At 32.6% G+C, this 18,791-nt stretch carries 14 protein-coding genes; 12 read left to right on the plus strand and 2 right to left on the minus strand.

Annotation, left to right across the window (positions count from 1 at the left end):
- Positions 1 to 16: 16 nt before the first annotated feature.
- From NMK29_RS14200 to NMK29_RS14235, 8 genes are all read left to right on the plus strand, one after another.
- The gene (locus tag NMK29_RS14200) at positions 17 to 3,436 is read left to right on the plus strand and encodes a T9SS type B sorting domain-containing protein (protein WP_108803594.1); all 3,420 of its coding nucleotides are present in this window, start codon (positions 17 to 19) and stop codon (positions 3,434 to 3,436) included.
- Between the two features lie 77 nt (positions 3,437 to 3,513).
- Complete coding sequence (locus NMK29_RS14205; RefSeq protein WP_108803593.1) at positions 3,514 to 5,994, plus strand: T9SS type B sorting domain-containing protein; 2,481 nt, start codon at positions 3,514 to 3,516, stop codon at positions 5,992 to 5,994.
- Positions 5,995 to 6,075: 81 nt separating this feature from the next.
- Positions 6,076 to 8,082 (plus strand): excinuclease ABC subunit UvrB, encoded by a 2,007-nt coding sequence (uvrB, locus tag NMK29_RS14210; protein ID WP_108803592.1) that lies wholly within the window; start codon positions 6,076 to 6,078, stop codon positions 8,080 to 8,082.
- Between the two features lie 73 nt (positions 8,083 to 8,155).
- Complete coding sequence (locus NMK29_RS14215; protein ID WP_108803591.1) at positions 8,156 to 9,172, plus strand: adenosine deaminase; 1,017 nt, start codon at positions 8,156 to 8,158, stop codon at positions 9,170 to 9,172.
- A complete protein-coding gene (locus NMK29_RS14220; protein ID WP_108803590.1) occupies positions 9,169 to 9,750 on the plus strand; it encodes a pyridoxal 5'-phosphate synthase in 582 nt (193 codons plus the stop codon). Before NMK29_RS14215 ends, NMK29_RS14220 begins: the two co-directional genes overlap by 4 nt.
- A gap of 106 nt (positions 9,751 to 9,856) precedes the next feature.
- Positions 9,857 to 10,642 (plus strand): DUF3050 domain-containing protein, encoded by a 786-nt coding sequence (locus NMK29_RS14225; protein WP_108803589.1) that lies wholly within the window; start codon positions 9,857 to 9,859, stop codon positions 10,640 to 10,642.
- A gap of 3 nt (positions 10,643 to 10,645) precedes the next feature.
- On the plus strand, positions 10,646 to 11,107 hold the full coding sequence (locus tag NMK29_RS14230; protein WP_108803588.1) for a hypothetical protein: 462 nt from the start codon (positions 10,646 to 10,648) through the stop codon (positions 11,105 to 11,107).
- A gap of 20 nt (positions 11,108 to 11,127) precedes the next feature.
- Positions 11,128 to 11,718 carry a hypothetical protein gene (locus tag NMK29_RS14235; RefSeq protein ID WP_108803587.1) on the plus strand — a complete coding sequence of 197 codons (591 nt, stop codon included), beginning with the start codon at positions 11,128 to 11,130 and terminating at the stop codon, positions 11,716 to 11,718.
- A 51-nt stretch (positions 11,719 to 11,769) separates the two neighbouring features.
- Here NMK29_RS14235 and NMK29_RS14240 read toward each other — a convergent pair whose 3' ends face one another.
- The gene (locus tag NMK29_RS14240) at positions 11,770 to 12,315 is read right to left on the minus strand and encodes a DUF1569 domain-containing protein (protein WP_159092228.1); all 546 of its coding nucleotides are present in this window, start codon (positions 12,313 to 12,315) and stop codon (positions 11,770 to 11,772) included.
- Positions 12,316 to 12,339: 24 nt separating this feature from the next.
- Positions 12,340 to 14,724 carry a TonB-dependent receptor gene (locus NMK29_RS14245; protein ID WP_108803585.1) on the minus strand — a complete coding sequence of 795 codons (2,385 nt, stop codon included), beginning with the start codon at positions 14,722 to 14,724 and terminating at the stop codon, positions 12,340 to 12,342.
- 247 nt (positions 14,725 to 14,971) lie between these two features.
- Here NMK29_RS14245 and NMK29_RS14250 point away from each other — a divergent pair, with 247 nt between their 5' ends.
- The 4 genes from NMK29_RS14250 (at position 14,972) to NMK29_RS14265 (ending at position 18,739) form a co-directional block, all read left to right on the plus strand.
- Positions 14,972 to 16,048, plus strand: coding sequence for a sensor histidine kinase (locus NMK29_RS14250; protein ID WP_051336019.1), 1,077 nt, complete (start codon positions 14,972 to 14,974; stop codon positions 16,046 to 16,048).
- A 1-nt stretch (position 16,049) separates the two neighbouring features.
- Positions 16,050 to 16,808 carry a LytTR family DNA-binding domain-containing protein gene (locus NMK29_RS14255; protein WP_027392260.1) on the plus strand — a complete coding sequence of 253 codons (759 nt, stop codon included), beginning with the start codon at positions 16,050 to 16,052 and terminating at the stop codon, positions 16,806 to 16,808.
- A gap of 22 nt (positions 16,809 to 16,830) precedes the next feature.
- Positions 16,831 to 17,856 carry an aldehyde reductase gene (locus tag NMK29_RS14260; protein WP_108803584.1) on the plus strand — a complete coding sequence of 342 codons (1,026 nt, stop codon included), beginning with the start codon at positions 16,831 to 16,833 and terminating at the stop codon, positions 17,854 to 17,856.
- A gap of 412 nt (positions 17,857 to 18,268) precedes the next feature.
- Complete coding sequence (locus NMK29_RS14265) at positions 18,269 to 18,739, plus strand: hypothetical protein (RefSeq protein ID WP_108803583.1); 471 nt, start codon at positions 18,269 to 18,271, stop codon at positions 18,737 to 18,739.
- The last annotated feature ends 52 nt before the right edge of the window (positions 18,740 to 18,791 follow it).

Genomic DNA, 18,791 nt, shown 5'->3' on the forward strand with positions numbered 1-18,791 from the left:
TTTTGGAACTCAACTCATGAAACACATATCGTTCATCCTTTTCCTTTTATTAGGAGCTTCAGTATTTTCACAAGGAGAAGCTAATAACTGGTATTTTGGACAAAATGCGGGAGTCAACTTTAGTACTACACCTCCTACTCCACTTACAGATGGTAGGATAAGTACTTTAGAAGGATGTACAACAATATCTGATGCTACTGGAAATCTTCTTTTTTATACAGATGGTTCGACAATTTATACGCAGAATCATGGTATCATGCTAAATGGAGAAGATCTAAGAGGAGATACATCGAGTACCTCATCTGCATTGATTGTCCCTCAACCAAACACTCCTAATATTTATATTGTTTTTACTGTAGATGAGCCTCATCATTTTAATGCAGATGGGGACCCCAATACCAATGATGGAGATGGAGTAAATGATGGACTATTATACTCGGTAGTAGATATATCGTTAGATGGAGGAAATGGGGCTGTAATTTCTGGTCAAAAAAATCTTCCACTAATAACGTATGATACTTCTGATTCTTTAGAAAGCTTATACAGATGTTCAGAAAAAATAACAGCGGTAAAAAGTGACGATTGTGATTCTTTTTGGGTAATTACTCATTTTATTGATACCTATTATGCATTTAGTGTTGATCAAACAGGTGTTAACACTACTCCCGTTACATCACAGGTTGGAGTTACTATTCCTATTTCTGGATACCGTCGTAATGCATTAGGTTACCTAAAAGCCTCTCCAGAAGGTGATAAATTAGCTGTAGTTCATTTTGGATTGACTACTGTAACTGGAGGTGATGGGCCTGGCAAAGTATTGTTTTATGATTTTGATAATAGTACAGGAATTGTAAGTAATGAGATAGAATTATATGATGGTGATGCACCTTACGGTATTGAATTTTCACAAAGTGGTCAACGTTTATATACTACAGTTGGTATTGGAGACGGAGGATTTGGCAATGGTTTTCTTATGCAATTCGATCTTACATTACCCGACAACCAAATCGCCGCTAGTGGCACTCGAATTTTAAATGAGAACGGACAAGACAATTCTAATTTTAGTGCGGGAGCATTGCAATTAGGACCGGACGGTAGAATCTACAGAGCTTTATATGATTTTGATTCTGGAACTGGAAATTATCTTGGAGTTATAGAAAACCCCGAAGAATTAGCAACAAATATCAACTATAGTGATAGAGGGTTATTAGTTAACACAGATGGAAGAAGAGGATCCAGAATAGGACTTCCTCCTTTTATCCAATCTATTTTTGCCCAGTCAATTGATATCATAAATAATGGTGACGTAAATAATGTAAATCTTTTACTTTGTGAAGGAGACACATTTAGACTTGAATATCAAGATATCTCTACAGCCACATATACTTGGTATATCAATGATGTAGCAGTCACAAACACTCCTTATTTTCTAGACATTACAACCACAGGAAATTATAGATTAGAAGTTGATCTAAATGATGGAAGTTGCCCTTTAATTGGTGTTGCTAATGTGACATTTTTTGAAGTTCCTACCATTCAAAACACACCAATGAATGAAATCATCTGTGATGATAATAATGATGGGGTAACAAGTTTAGATCTCTCTATTTATAACTCTTCGATTCTCGGAATGCAGGATCCTAGTCAGTTTCAAATTCGTTATTTTAGATCGATTGCCGATGCTGATGCTGATATAAATGAAATATCTGGAAATTTCGTAACAGAAAACAACCCACAAACTGTTGCCATTAGAATTGAGAACATAGAAAATATAGTTTGTTATAATACATCTAGTTTTCAGGTACAGATTTTTGATGGGCCTACAGCTTTTAATACTAGTCCAATAGTTGCTTGTGATAATGCGGATGATGGAGATGATACGAATGGAATGATTACATATGATCTAACCACAATCAATTCTGACATCTATGGGAGTCAAAATATTTCTGATTACAACCTTAGTTATCATGCTACATTAATTGATGCCGAGAATAATACGAATCCATTTCCGGATCCAACAAATGCAGTATTATCAAGCACAATGACTTCTATATTTGCCAGACTTGAAAACATCTTGAACACAGCTTGTTTTGATACTACAGAAATTCCTGTAACCGTTAATATATTACCCGTTGCCAATAATTCTTCTCTATCACAATGTGATGAATATCTGAACACAAATGACGGAATAACATCATTCAATTTAAATCAAGCAATAAATCAAATTACTGGTGGATCAACAGATCGTACGGTATTATTTTTTGAGGATATTGTATCTGCTGAAACTGAGTCTCCTGTTATTTCAAATACTAATGCATACATAAATACAACTGCTAATCAACAACTATTCGTGAGAGTGATAGATGATATTACGGGATGTTTTAGAATAACTACCTTAGATTTACTAGTAAGCACTACATCTGCTAGTGACGCTATTTTATTAGTTTGCGATGACGATGGAATAGAAGATGGTTTCAGAGAATTTGATCTTACACAAGCAAACGCTCAAGTTCTTCTTGGGATTGCTAGTCCTAACCTTTCTGTTACATATTATGAAACCACCGAAAATGCACTAAGCGAAACGAATGAGATTGTATTCTACACCAATACAACTCCAGGAACTCAGGGACAAGACATCGTCTACGCCAGAGTAGAAGACAATCAAAATCAATGTTATGGTATTAATGAAGTGGAATTATTTGTAAATCCTTTACCAGATATTGAAGAATTAGCTGAAGCTTTTTTATGCGAAGGCATTAATGTTGTTATTAACTCGGGATTACAATCCGGAAACTCAAATAATTTTGATTATTTATGGTCTCCAAATGGCGAAACTACAGAAAGTATCAGTGTGTCTCAAGAAGGAACATATACTGTTTCAGTTACGAATCAAATCACGGGATGTTCTAAAGATAGAATCGTTACTGTTACAAATTCTTCTCCTGCGACTATTATACAACCTATTGAAATTAATGATGCTTCGGACAATAACACAGTAACTATTAATGTTTCAGGATCCGGAGACTACGAATATGCAATCGCTTTTAATGATGCTAACATCCGAACGTATCAAGATAGCCCAATCTTTACAGATGTTCCTCCAGGATTTCATACTGTATATGTTAGAGATAAAAATGGTTGCGGACCAGAAGCTTCTCAAGCTATTTCCGTAGTTGGTTTTCCTAAATATTTTACCCCAAATGGAGATGGTTTCCACGAAACATGGAACGTTAAGGGAATATCTGCTCAAGTACTTGGCAACTCTATCATTTATATTTTTGATAGAAGTGGGAAATTATTAAAACAGTTAGTTCCATCAGGAAATGGCTGGGACGGAACGTATAGCGGCTCGTTAATGCCTTCTAGCGAGTATTGGTTTCGTGTAGAATTAAGTGATGGAAGAATTCGGAAAGGAAGTTTCTCTTTGATAAGATAATACATCTACAAGCCTTTTCTTCTTCTATAAAGCTATGGTATATTATTAGTATATTCGTGGCCTAACAGAGATTGTAGATGGTAAAAAAATTACACTTCACTTTATTACTTTTTATATTATGCTTTAAGGGATATGCTCAAAACGAGCCTACGGATTGTATAAATAGCATTATTGTTTGTGGAAATACAAATTTAGAGCTTAATTCTAACGGAGTTGGTACTAATGATTTTGCTTTACCCGGCAATTTTCCCCCAGATTGCGCATTTGTCGAAAGTCAAAGCTTGTGGATTAAAGTGAATATAGTCCAGTCCGGAACTTTAGCCTTTACCATAACACCAGAATCTAGTAGTGCAGCTGAAGATTATGATTTTGCTGTTTACGGCCCCAATGTCACCTGTAATGCACTCGGCACTTCTATTAGATGCTCATCTACTAATCCTCCATCGGCTGGAGTATCTACTTTAACAGGACTTAATGACACTGAAACAGAAACTAGTGAGGGACCTGGTAGTGAAGGAAATGGATTTGTAAGATCTATAGATGCTCTTGCAGGAGAAGAATATTACATATTAATCGATAACTATTCGCAAAATGGTGGTTTTGATTTAGAATTTACAGGAACAGCACTTCTGCCTGATAGCCCTCAAAATGATTCTAGTACTTCTACTAGTTTAGACCTTACAGAATGTGATATCGTTACAGATCCTAATGACGGAATGACAAATTTTGATTTAGAAAGTAATACTGCAGCAATTCTTGGAACTCAAATAAATACCATTATTACGTATCACGCTTCTGAAGAAGATGCAAGCCTAGGAAATGGGGCATTAACAAGTCCTTATCTCAGTACACAAAACAATCAAACCATTTATGTAAGAATAGAAAACACAATCACAGAATGCTTTGTAGTAGACACCTTTCTTTTAATAACAGATCCTGGTCCTCCTATAGCTATTCCTACTCCATTTATAGTATGCGATACTAATGATGATGGTAATGACACAAATGGATTTGTTTCTTTCTTATTAAGTAATAAGGATTCAGAAATTCTTAATGGATTAAATCCAACGGATTATACATTAACCTATCATCTATCTCAATCTGACGCTGATGCAGGAACAAATATTATTGATAAAACAACGCCTTATATTAACATTTCTAATCCACAAACACTTTTTGTTAGAGTTCAAGAAAATACTTCCTTACTTTGTTTAATTACCACTAGTTTTGAGTTACAAGTTGATCCACTTCCTGTTGCAAATGCTTCTACACTTACACAATGTGATGAATATAATAATCCAACCGATGGTATTACTCTATTTAATCTCAATCAATCAATTGATCAAATCACTAATGGCAACCCAAATCGAACAGTTACATTTTTTGAAGACCTAACAGCGGCTAACATAGGAGTACCTTCAATTATGAATACAGATACTTATCAGAATTTAACACCAAGTCAACAACTCTTTGTTCGAGTTACTGATGATATCAACAACTGTTTTAGAATTGTTACTTTAGACCTTCAAGTAAGTGTCACTACTGCCAATAATGCTTATTTAACGGCGTGTGACGATGATGGTATTGAAGATGGTTTTACAGAATTCGATTTGACACTTGCCAATCCTCAAGTACTTTTTGGAATCAATAATCCTAATTTATCAGTTGTCTACTACCAAAATATTGATGACGCTTTAAGCGAAACTAATCTTATAACCTCATATACTAACACTACCACAGGAACCCAAGGAACGGATATTGTTTATGCTCGTATAGAAGACAATTTAAATCAATGTTATGGTATTAATCAAGTAGCACTTTTTGTAAATCCCTTGCCTGATATTGAGGAATCATCAGAAGCTTTTTTATGTGAAGGTACTAATGTCACTATAGATTCAGGATTACAATCTGGAACCTCTAATAACTTCGATTATTTATGGTCTCCAAATGGTGAGACTACAGAAAGTATTAGGGTATCTCAAGCGGGAACATATACAGTATCGATTACCAATCAAATCACCGGATGTTCTAAGGATAGAATAGTTTCAGTTACAAGTTCTTCTCCAGCGACTATTATACAACCTATTGAAATTAATGATGCTTTGGATAACAACACGGTAGCTATTAATGTTTTAGGATCGGGAGACTACGAATATGCGATTGCTTTTAATGATGCTAATATCCGAACGTATCAAGATAGTCCAATCTTTACAGATGTCCCTCCAGGATTCCATACAGTATACGTAAGAGACAAAAATGGTTGCGGACCAGAAGCCTCTCAAGCTATTTCCGTAGTTGGTTTTCCTAAATATTTTACTCCAAATGGAGATGGTTTCCATGAAACTTGGAACGTGGGCGGAATTTCATCGCAGGTTTTAGGTAATTCGATTATTTATATTTTTGATCGAAGTGGCAAGTTGTTAAAACAGCTAGTCCCATCTGGAAATGGCTGGGACGGAACTTATGGAGGAACACTTATGCCATCAAGTGAATATTGGTATAGGGTAGAACTTAGTGATGGAAGAGTACGAAAAGGCAGTTTTTCATTAATACGATAAACTTTCCCTAAAACTTCGATTCATCATAAAAAATCATAGTAGTATTCTTTATCTTTATTCAGAAAAGACAGTCTATATATAATGAAGTTCGAACTCAAGTCAGATTTTAAACCAACAGGAGATCAACCTGGAGCTATAAAGCAGCTTGTTAATGCCTTAGAAGCAGGAGAAAGATACCAAACATTACTAGGAGTAACAGGTTCTGGTAAAACATTTACAGCGGCTAACGTTATTTCTGAAGTACAACGCCCAACATTGGTATTAGCACATAACAAAACATTAGCAGCTCAATTATATTCTGAGTTTAAACAGTTTTTCCCAGAAAATGCTATAGAGTATTTTGTTTCTTATTATGATTATTATCAACCAGAAGCATATATCCCAACAACAGGTACCTATATCGAAAAAGATTTATCAATTAATGATGAAATTGAAAAGTTAAGATTAAGTGCTACTTCTTCCCTGCTTTCTGGGCGAAGGGATGTACTAGTAGTTGCTTCAGTTTCTTGCTTATATGGTATTGGAAATCCTGTTGAATTTCAAAAGAATGTAATCTCTATACAACAAGGGCAATTTGTATCGAGAACTGCCTTGTTACATAAACTAGTTCAAAGTTTATACTCTAGAACTGAAGGAGAATTTAATCATGGTAATTTTAGAATTAAAGGAGATACAGTAGATATTTATCCAAGTTATGCTGATGATGCATTTAGAGTTCATTTTTTTGGTGATGAAATAGAAGAAATAGAAGCTTTTGATGTACAAACTAATGAAATTATAGAAAAATATGATCGCCTAAATATATATCCTGCTAATATGTTTGTTACCTCTCCAGATATACTGCATGGAGCAATCGATCAAATAGCATTGGATCTAGGTAAACAAGTAGAATATTTTAAAGAGATAGGAAAGTTTCTCGAAGCTAAACGACTAGAGGAACGTACTAATTTTGATTTAGAAATGATCAAAGAATTAGGATATTGTTCAGGAATCGAAAACTATTCTCGTTACCTGGATGGCAGAGATCCCGGAACCAGACCTTTCTGTTTATTAGATTATTTTCCAGATGATTATTTAATGATCGTAGACGAAAGTCATGTAACGATACCACAAACACATGCGATGTATGGAGGAGATCGATCAAGAAAAGAAAACCTTGTAGAGTATGGTTTTAGATTACCAGCTGCGATGGATAATCGTCCTTTAAAATTTGAGGAGTTTGAAGCTCTTCAGAATCAAATAATTTATATCAGTGCAACGCCAGCGGATTATGAATTACAAAAAAGTGAAGGTACTTATGTAGAGCAAATTATTCGTCCGACCGGATTATTAGATCCAATTATAGAAGTACGTCCTAGCCTTAATCAAATTGATGATTTAATCGAAGAAATGCATAAGCGTATTGAAAAAGACGAACGTATATTGGTTACTACACTTACCAAAAGAATGGCTGAAGAGTTAACAAAATATCTAACCAGAATTGATATTCGTTGTAGATATATCCATAGTGATGTAGATACATTAGAACGAGTAGAAATTATGCAGGATTTACGAAAAGGGCTGTTTGATGTATTGATTGGGGTTAACTTACTAAGAGAAGGATTAGATCTTCCCGAAGTATCCTTAGTTGCGATTTTAGATGCTGACAAAGAAGGATTTCTACGTAATAATAGATCGCTAACTCAAACCATAGGAAGAGCCGCGAGAAATGTCAATGGATTAGCTATCATGTATGCTGATAAAATCACAAAAAGTATGCAAGACACCATTGATCAAACTAATTATCGCCGAGAAAAGCAAATTGCCTATAATACCAAACATGGTATTACTCCTAAAGCTATAAAAAAATCGCTGGATAATGCGCTTGCTGGTAAAAAAGTAGAACCGTATCAATTCGAAACTGCTCCGTCATTGCAAGCAGCAGAAGAAGAAACGGCTTATTTTACAAAAGAACAGTTAGAAGCTCGAATTCGTAATGTGCGTAAAGAAATGGAAAAATCTGCGAAGGAACTGGATTTTATGACTGCTGCAAGATTACGAGACGAAATAAAAATGTTACAAGCTAAAATTCAGGATCAAAAAGTATAATGCAGTTGGTAATATTATTAGAATTAGATAACTGTTATTTACTCAAACAATAAACTAAAAAAATAGAACGAATATGGTTTCCATAGAAAGATTCATAGAAGGCATTCCGAAAACAGAATTGCATTTACATATAGAAGGAACTTTTGAACCAGAATTAATGTTCGAAATAGCAAAAAGAAATCAAAAGAAGATTCCTTATGATTCTGTTGCAGCTTTAAAAAATGCTTACAAGTTTAATAATCTACAAGAGTTTCTGGATATCTATTATGCTGGAGCTAATGTATTGATTGAAGAGCAAGATTTTTATGATCTTACTTGGGCTTACCTTACCAAAGTGAACGAACAAAATGTCGTTCATGTAGAAATATTTTTTGATCCTCAAACTCATACAGATCGTGGAATTTCTTTTGATACTGTTATCAAAGGAATTCGCTCAGCTCTTGAAGATGGAAAAGAAAAACTGGGTATTACCTATCAGTTGATTTTATCTTTCCTAAGACATCTGGACGAAACTTCGGCCTTTAAAACTTTGGACCAAGCCTTACCTTACAAAGATTGGATAAGTGGTGTTGGATTAGATTCATCTGAAGTAGGCAATCCTCCTTCAAAATTCGAAAGAGTATTTGAGAAATCTCGAAAAGAAGGTTTTCTTACAGTAGCACATGCTGGAGAAGAAGGTCCTGCAGCATACATTTGGGAAGCTCTAGAACTGCTAAAAGTAACTAGAATTGATCATGGTAATCGTTGTTTAGAAGATGATAAATTAATAAAACAATTAGCTACTTCACAAATTCCATTAACCTTATGCCCTCTTTCTAATTTAGAACTAAAAGTAGTCTCCGATTTAAAACAACATCCGATAGTCAAAATGATGGATCAAAATCTACTTGTTACCGTAAATTCTGATGATCCTGCCTATTTTGGAGGATACATGAATGAAAATTATCTTGGCCTTGCAAATGCTTTAGATCTTTCAAAAAAGCAAATAGCTGATTTAGTCAAAAATAGTTTTAAAGCGAGTTGGTTATCCGATCAGGAAAAAGAAAAAAGAATATCAGAAATTGAACAATATTTGATAAAAAACTCATGAATATAGATCCTTTCCAATTATTTACTAAGTGGTATGCCGAAGAGCTTGAAAAAAGCATTAACAGTCTTCCTGCTGCTTGTTGCATATCTACCATTGGATTAGATGGGTATCCTAATGCTCGATTCGTATCTCTAAAAGAGCTAAAAAATGACGCCTTTATAATTACTGGACCACTTCAATCCAGAAAAGGGATGGAAATCGAAAAATCTCCAAAAATAGCTATAACCTTTTGGTGGGAAACTACCCAAAGACAAATACGAATCCAAGGGAATGCTTCTAAAATAAGTAATAGTGAAGCTATATCTTATTTTACAGCAAGAGCTAAAGACTCTAAAATTATATCAACAATTAGTGAACAAGGGAATATTGTTGAAAGTATAGACACTTTTAAACAAAAGTTTTATGAAGCTGAATCAATTTATAAAAATAACGATGTTGTAAAACCTGAAAACTGGGGAGGATACGCTATACAGCCTATTAGAATCGAGTTTATGGAATTCAAGACGAATAGATTTCATCATAGAACTCTTTTTCAATTGAACAATAAGGAATGGACAACAACAATATTGCAACCATAATTATTAATAAACATATAATATCTAACAATAATATAAGTCTATAATAAAATCATACATAAAAAGTATAGACAGGATATTTTTGGAATTACTAATAGCTATCAAAAAAATGGATAAAATTCAACATATAGAAAATGAAATTTCTGAATTGAGAAATCAGTTGCAGAATCATCAACTGTACAAAAACTTGAGAACTATAGATGACATTAAAACCTTTATGGAAAATCATGTATTTGCCGTTTGGGATTTTATGTCACTTTTAAAAAGCCTTCAAATAAACTTAACGAATGTTCAAATTCCTTGGACGCCTTCAAATAATCCAACACTTTCAAGGTTTATAAATGAAATTGTCCATGGAGAAGAAAGTGACATCAATGAAATGGGAGAGCCCAAAAGTCATTTTGAAATGTATTTGGACGCTATGAAACAAGTAAAAGCAAATACAAATGAGATTAATGAATTTATAACAAAAATTGAATCTGGACACTCGGTTGTATATTCATTAAACGAAATTAACATTGACAAAAGAGTAGCAGATTTTGTAAAGTTTTCATTTTCTATTATTGAAACTAACAAACCTCACTTAGTCGCTTCTTCTTTTACATTCGGACGAGAAGATCTTATCCCAGATATGTTTATAGAAATATTGAAACAGGCTGATTCCGAAAACAATACATACAACAAGCTTAAATACTATCTAGAAAGACATATCGAACTTGATGGCGATGAACACGGCCCTCTGTCACTTAAAATGGTAGAAGAACTATGTGGAACGGATGAGCAAAAATGGAATGAAACATTACTAGTGGCAAAACAATCCCTAGAAAAAAGAATCTCACTTTGGGATGCTATAAATGATTTAATTACTCAAGAAAAACCTGTTTATACAATTTGAAAAATGGAGATCATAATTGCAAAAGGTAAAAATAGAAATATGCTGACTTGTAAAAGAGAAAATGGGACTTCTACATCTGTAAATTTAGGACCAGAAATCCCAAATCATGATATTGCTCATTATGTCGTTGAAACAAAGTTCAATTTAAGAGATGGATTTTACGGAAAAATTCAATCAGGAATGACTATTCAAGAGTTATCTGACAAAGAGGTTATTAAGAGTCTTGGTGCAGAAACCTGGTTATCTGAAATTATGGCTAGAAACTTGCAATCTATAGGTTCTGGAGCTGCAAAAACTGAAGAGTTCATTGAATTAATAAACTGGGAAGCTCAAAACATTAATGGAATTAAAGTCCCAAAAATAAATCTAGCAGATATTGAAAAAATAAAAGAAGATTTTGATCAACTCTGTAAAGAATGGGATTTAATAGCAGAGAATGGCGAATTAAAACTTAAATTTAAATAAAGCTTAACTAATTATTACTATTGAAATTTTTCAAAAACATATCCGCAATTTTCAATAGAAAGCTATTCGTAAAAAATCTATTTTGTGGAATAGGAAATTCTGAAATACAGGAAAATGCTATCTGGTTTTATAAATATCCATTTGAGCCTTCAATCATCTATCCAGAAAGGTTAGTTCTCGCTAGTGAAATTGAATCTATAGGTATGGAATTTGGAGCTATGAAAATCTTTCTAAAAGATGATATCATTTTTATATCTGCAGAAAAAAAGGAAACATTAAAAGCATTTGCAGAAAGAAACGCCATTCCTTTGTCCCCTTATAGCTGGAATTGGGATTGGATTTTAGAACCTTACCTAGATACTGAGTTAACTAAAGAAAATGGAGAACTACTTATAACTAGGCTTCAGGAGAATAATTTTAATGAAACCGAAATTATTAAAATACGAAATGAAGTAGAAAAATCAATGTACATTTATAATTTTGATACATTATTATGGGAATGGAATAGCTTATCTCTATTAGACGTCCTTTCTGCTATGCGAGCTACCTATAAAAAAGAAGATTTTAGAGCTTTTTACAAAAGAGCTCTAGAAATCGAAAAACGTAACTAAAACAATTATTGATTACGTTTTTCGATTATTAAAAGTTCTCAGGTCTAGGTTTTATTCTTTACCTAAAATATCTCGTACAATTTTTAAATGATGTTTAGTATGAATCTTCAAAAAACGTTTTGCTTGTTTCTTATTTAATTGACCAAAAACTGGATGGATAAAATTCACGTTTTGATCTAATTTTTCTAGTTCTGATAGGTTTTCTCGGGCTTCTTCTAATTGAGATAATATATCTTCTGTTTTTATAGTATTAGGCGGTAAAACAGCTGCAGGGGATTTTGCTCTTCCCCTAGGGATATATCCAAGTGTAAATGAAAAAACTCGTGTTAAACTAAAACGTTTTTCGTAGACAGTTGGATCAGAATTCTGTAGTATATTATGAATTCTGTTTACTACCTTAAGCGTATGATCCAGATGCCATGCAACTGGCACTTTAGAGACATTGGTATTTACGCTGTCTCTAAATTGAATCAAATATGCGATATCATATAATTGGCTATCCATAGATCCTTTCTTAACATCATTATTATCTCCTTGTCCATACCCCCAGAAAGCCAAGTTGCAAATAACAAACAACGTGAATAATAGTGTTCTCATTGTGTTCATAATGACTTTTTTATGTTAAAATTCGAAACGATATCCAAAATCGGGAAAAAACCCTATTTGATTTACTTCATCTATATTATTAGTCAATCTATTATATCGTCTTGCAAATAGATTTTCATTAGCAGTTACATTCTGTAGATCCACATAAAATTGATGAGAAGTTTTCTTTTTACTGCTATTAATTTTATAACCAAACTTAACGTCCCACCTAAAATATCCTTCATTTTGTTCACTAAAAGCAATGTCTTCCTGTAAAACCTCAAAACCAGCTGCTTGTGATGCAGACAGATCAACAGGTGTATAATATCTTCCACCAGAAAATGTTACTCTAGTATCAAAAAACAAAATATCTTTTTTGCTTTTACCCATAACAAACTCTTTACCTGCAAGCATATTAATAACATACCCATTATTAAAAGGGGTATTTCTTTCTATGCCATCACTTCCTTCATACTTACTTTCGAATATCGATGTCGTTAATAATCCATAATATCCTTTATTAAAAAACTTTTCTAACGTAAGTTCTATTCCCTGATTAAAACCAGTTCCATCATTTAGGAGAGAAGTTCTATCATTATCAAAACCAAAATCCGCTCCTTCTGTTAAAGAAGAATAACTAGATGGAACTGATTCTACAGCTGCATTATCAATATCTTGATAATATATTTCTGCTTTACCTCTCCAACTATTGCCTAGTTTTACATCGTACCCAAGTACAAAATGATTACTTCTCACAAAATCCAACTCTTTATTTGTTTGCAGAATTTCTCCATCCACTTCTTCGTTTAGAAACAAAAGAGGTAACGGAACAGGCTGATGATGCAAACCATACCCAAAACTCAAACGATGATTTTGGGATATCTTATAATTTAATCCTGCTCTTGGCTCTATTACAAATTGTTCATTTAGTGTACTATATTGGCTATGAATACCACCATTTATAGTTAGCTTTTTTGTTAACCTAAATTGTCCCTGGATAAAAGGCTGTATAATTGTAAGGTTTTCATCTATATCTCTAAATGTGAATATATCTGGATCTCCATCATTATTAACATCAGGTTGTTCTGTTCTATCACGAAACAAAGATTCTACACCAATATTCTCTAATAATACTCCAGTTCTTAAGGTGCTTTTATTACTTAATTTTACGTTATAAAGGGTTGAGAAAGTAAATCGGTTTTCTTTATTATCAGCTTCTGTATATCGAATAACTCTTTCCTGTGGAGTCTCTTTATCTATAAATCGATCCGCAACGAAATCATTTGCCGTAAATGATCCAGACAAAATTGTCTTAAGATATGATTTGTTGGTAATATTAATTTGATGCTTTAAACCTATCACACCAAATCTAGATTTTACAAAAGAATTCTCATCTTCTGCAGCAAACAGATCATCCTCATCAATATCATCTCCAAGAAAATCAATATCAGAAAAACCGATGATACCAAATAATGAAAAATTACCTAATTTACTTTTCCCAAAATCAAGATTAAAAGACACATCACTATAGTTAGGAGCAGCAGAAGTTCCTCCTGCTCCAACTCCTAATAAACCAACAAGCGAATATCTTCCTGCGACTAAAAAAGAACCATTATTCTTTCCTAACGGACCTTCTGCCATTGCTTCTATACCTGTAAAAACTCCTACCAGAGCAGTATATTCGTAATCGTCTTTATTTCCTTTTCTAAAGCCAAGATCAAAAACTCCTCCTATTGCATTTCCATACTCTGCCGGAAACGCGGAAGTAATAAAATCTGAATTCTTTAACAGATTAGGATTCAAAGCAGACACAGGACCTCCAGTTGTTCCCAATGTACTATAATGATTAGGACTAGGAATCGGAACTCCTTCTAATCTCCATAATAATCCTGTAGGAGAATTTCCTCGAATTACCACATCATTTCTACTATCATCAGGAGCTGATACTCCAGCAAAATTCGCTGCTAGCCTACCCACATCACTTCTTCCACCAGAAAAACGAGTCACTTCTTCTAAACTAAATTGCCTTGCTGATACTGATGTTAATTTATTAATAGATCTGGCTTTATTAGTATCAGATGTAATTATTACCTCGTCTAATCTATCAAAAGCTTCAATCAAGGCTACATTTACTACGGCATCTTTACCAGATGTAACCACTATATTAGGTAGTGTTATAGATTCAAAACCAATATAACTTACACGAATTACTTGTCTTCCTAATGGAACTCCTTCTAAAGTAAAAAAACCATCAAGATCTGTAATAACACCATTAGTTCCTTCAGTATTTAATAACTCTACAGTGGCGCCGATTAGAGGAGTTTCTGATTGTTTATCCAAAACAATTCCTTTTATAACACCAGTTTGTGAATAGCTTATCGTTGTACATAAAAGAGTAAACAAGAAAATATATTTTTTCATAACCTTTTTGATTTTACTCAAATCTGCTAACTTGATTCTAATCCTTCTAATTAAAATAGTAGAGTTGTTAAATTATCAATTGAGTTGTCTAAAACTCTTATTGAATCTTTTTTATTGACTTATCAATTGACATTTACAAACGAAATAACTTTTCATACAGTTCAACTCTTATTTTGACAGTTCGGTGTAAAGTGTTAGACAATTTGATTCGTAGTTATGTATCTTTAACAGTACTATTATAATTTCTATGGTAAAAAAAACTACATTAAAAAAAATAGGAATAAGGATCATTATAATTAATGTGGTTTATTTCTTAATCAAACTAACAATAGTTCATGAAGAAAAGGAATCAATTTTTGACGCTCCTGCCATTTTTTATTATTGTAGTGCATTTTTTTTATTTATGCTTGCCTGGGAAAGTAATGATTGGCTGGTAAAAAGACAGCAATCAAATAATGGTGAAGGTCTTGATTTAACAAAAGGATTACAAATATTAGTTATTAATTTAGCTATTTGTCTTCCCATTTCTGCATTAGTATATTATCTCGCTATTTTTCAATTTGATCAAATTTGTCAAATTGATGCAGATGACCCCTGGTTGCGATTTAGAATTGATTTTTTTAGAGCGGCTATTCTAGGGTTTGCTTTAATAATCTTCAATTTATTCTATCATTCTTTACAACAGAAAAAAGAAATGGAAAATAGAATGAATGATTTACAGAAGGAGATTATGACGTCTAAATATAAATCCCTAAAAAATCAAATCAGTCCACATTTTCTTTTTAATAGCCTAAATACTTTAACCTCTTTAATGTACGAGGATAGAGATTTAGCATCTGATTTCGTATCTAGATTGGCAACTTGTTATCGATACATTCTCGATAATCGTGAAGAGGATTTAGTGAGTTTAGAAAAAGAATTAAGTTTTTTAGATTCTTTTATTTTTATGATGAATGTTAGACATCAAGGAGCTTTAAGCATTACAACACATATTACAGTTAACCCAAAAGATTTTGTTATCCCTACCCTTTCCTTACAAATGTTAGTAGAAAATGCTTTAAAACACAATTACTATTCTAAAGAAAAACCTTTAGAAGTCACCATAATTTCGACAGAAAAAGATGGTTTGATCGTTCAGAACAATCTACACGTAAGAACGCAGAAAGAAGAATCAACAAAACTTGGTCTAAAGAATATAAAAAAACGGTATTCATTTTATACCAATCAAAAAGTAAATATCGAAACCCAACATGGATACTTTAAAGTAACCATTCCTTTACTTCCTAAAAACATTAAAGAAGTTTCCATTATAAAAGTATCCTAAAATGACAGCAGTAATTGTTGAAGATGAAAATTTTGCCTCTAAACGACTTGCTTCTTTAATAGAAGAGTTGGCTCCTGAAATAAATATTATAGGGCAAATTACATCTGTAGAAAATGGCCGTAAATGGTTTGATAATAATCAAAAACCAGATTTAATATTCTTAGATATACAATTAAACGATGGATATGGATTTGATATTTTGGATATGCTAGAAGATCATCCTCCCGTTATTTTTACTACAGCATATAACGAATATGCTATTAGAGGTTTTAAATATAATGGATTGGATTATTTATTAAAACCGATAGATCGGAATGATCTTAATAATGCGCTAAATAAATATAGAAAATCACAATCCAATAGTGAACCCATTTTTGACGAACAAAAATTAGCAAACATCAAAAAGCTATTTAATAAAGAGTACAAAAAACGATTTATGATTAAGGTTGGAAATCAGTTCAATACTTTTAGTGTAGAAGATATTGCCTATTTCAAATCTAACGAAGGATTAATATTCCTTTATTCTCATAATGGTCAACAATATCCTATCGAATACTCTATTGATCAATTGGAAGAAATTCTGGATCCTGTTCATTTTTTTAGGATTAATAGAAAGTTTATGATATCGGTAAAATCAGTTATAGAGATTCACAGTTATTTTAACAGTCGGTTATTACTAAAACTAAAACCACAAGAAGAAGAACAAATTATAGTTTCTAGAGAAAGAACTTCAAATTTCAAAAAATGGTTAGATCTATAAATTCAAAAAAATCATATTAAACATGAATAACAAAAAGGTATTATTAACAGGTATCACTGGTTTCTTAGGTTCGCATACAGCTATACAATTACTAAATAAAGGATATGAGGTGATCGGTACTTTAAGAAGTATGGATAGAGCCAAGGAAATCAGAGAAGTTATAGAAAAGAAGACTCCAAATATTGATCACCTGAGTTTTGCAGAAGCGGATTTATTAGATAAAGATGTATGGTATGATTTAGTTAGCGAAGTTCAGGATGTTTTACATATTGCATCTCCATTTCCGAGAGAATTACCCAAAAACGAAGATGATCTTATCATACCAGCTAAATCAGGAACTTTACATATTCTAAAAGCTGCTTCTATGCATGGATTAAGAAGAGTCGTTCTCACTTCCTCGTCTGGTGCAATTATTTATGGAAAAGACAAATCAAATCGAAAAGGTATTTTTGACGAAAACAATTGGACCGATGTTTCCAACACAAATGATTCTACTCCATATTTTAGAAGTAAAACTATTGCAGAACAAGCAGCTTGGGATTTTATTAGAAATGATACTAGTGGATTAGAGTTAACTACTGTATGCCCCGGAGCAATTTTAGGTCCTATTCTTGAAAAAGACTTTGGAACTTCTGCTAATATTGTTATCAAAGCTATGGATGGTAGCTCTCCTGCCATTCCAAAAATCGGTTTTGATATGGTTGATGTAAGATCAGTTGCAGATTTACACATAAGAGCTCTAGAAACTCCTGAAGCAGCAGGAGAACGGTTTGTTGGCTCTGCAGGTTATATGACCTTTCAGGAAGTTGCTAATATATTGAGAGAAAATTATCCAAATAAAAAGGTTCCTAAATTTACTTTACCGGATTTTGCAGTACGATTATTTTCCAATATCGATAAAACGATTAAGCCAATCTTGATTGACTTAGGTACAGAAAGAAAAGTAAATAATAATAAAGCTGTCAAGCTTTTAGACTGGAAACCAATTCCTGTCAAAGATGCTATTCTTGCCTGTGCAGAAAGCGCTATAGAATTAAGTTTAGTGTAATACTTTTTTTTGCCTGAGTAGTTTTAAAAATTTAATCATTCATTGTTTCGATTTCTATAATGAATTTTATAATTACTCAGGATATTACAACAAAACGGAACTGAACATTAATAACCTGTTTTAAAAACACTTAACTTATGAATAAAAATCATTAGACAAGTAAGGTCGTTTTAAAATAACTATAATTAAAGCAAGCGATTTATAAGATTTTTCCTTCACGATTCCAGGGGAAAATCTCACAAAATTAAGGCGTAAAACAGATCTAACTTAATAATTAATTTCTTAAATTCGTAAACTACACAAATCATCCGAATCTCCATCGGATAACGATTCGAATAATTTTTTTAGGGCTTAAGAATAGTACATAACATGATTTGTAGTATTCATTTAATATTGTAAAATACGCCCCAAAATGAATTTAATTTTATTATCAATATTTACTAGTGTTTTTGCTATAGGAACCTTAAAAACTAGAACAGAAAATAATACTGACGGTATTTTCATAACTTCTACGGACCCAATATCAGGTAGAACATTAATGATAGAAGAAGACGAATACTCAATTTGGGTATATGTTTTAAACCCTGATAAACAAGGTATTGACTTTGATGGATTTCTATGTTCTGTAGTAGACCCAGAATCTATCACTCTGAGCCCTAAAGAAGCTACAAAAAATGGAAATGCACCTCCTCTAACCATAGATTACGCAAATAAATATAGCTACATTAAAAATCTTAAGTCTAATGACATAAAAGTATATTGGAAGTACAATAGGATAGAAATCAAACTAAAAAAAGAAACATATCTTATTATGGATTTAGAAAATAAAACGAGTTATTCTAAAGCTCTTTCTAAAGATTGTTATTATGGTAATACACTATAACATATTAAATGATTGTTTTCGAATTAACTCATTTTGAAAACAATCATTTGTA

The organism is Aquimarina sp. Aq107, assembly GCF_943733665.1.
Classification (GTDB): Bacteria; Bacteroidota; Bacteroidia; order Flavobacteriales; family Flavobacteriaceae; genus Aquimarina.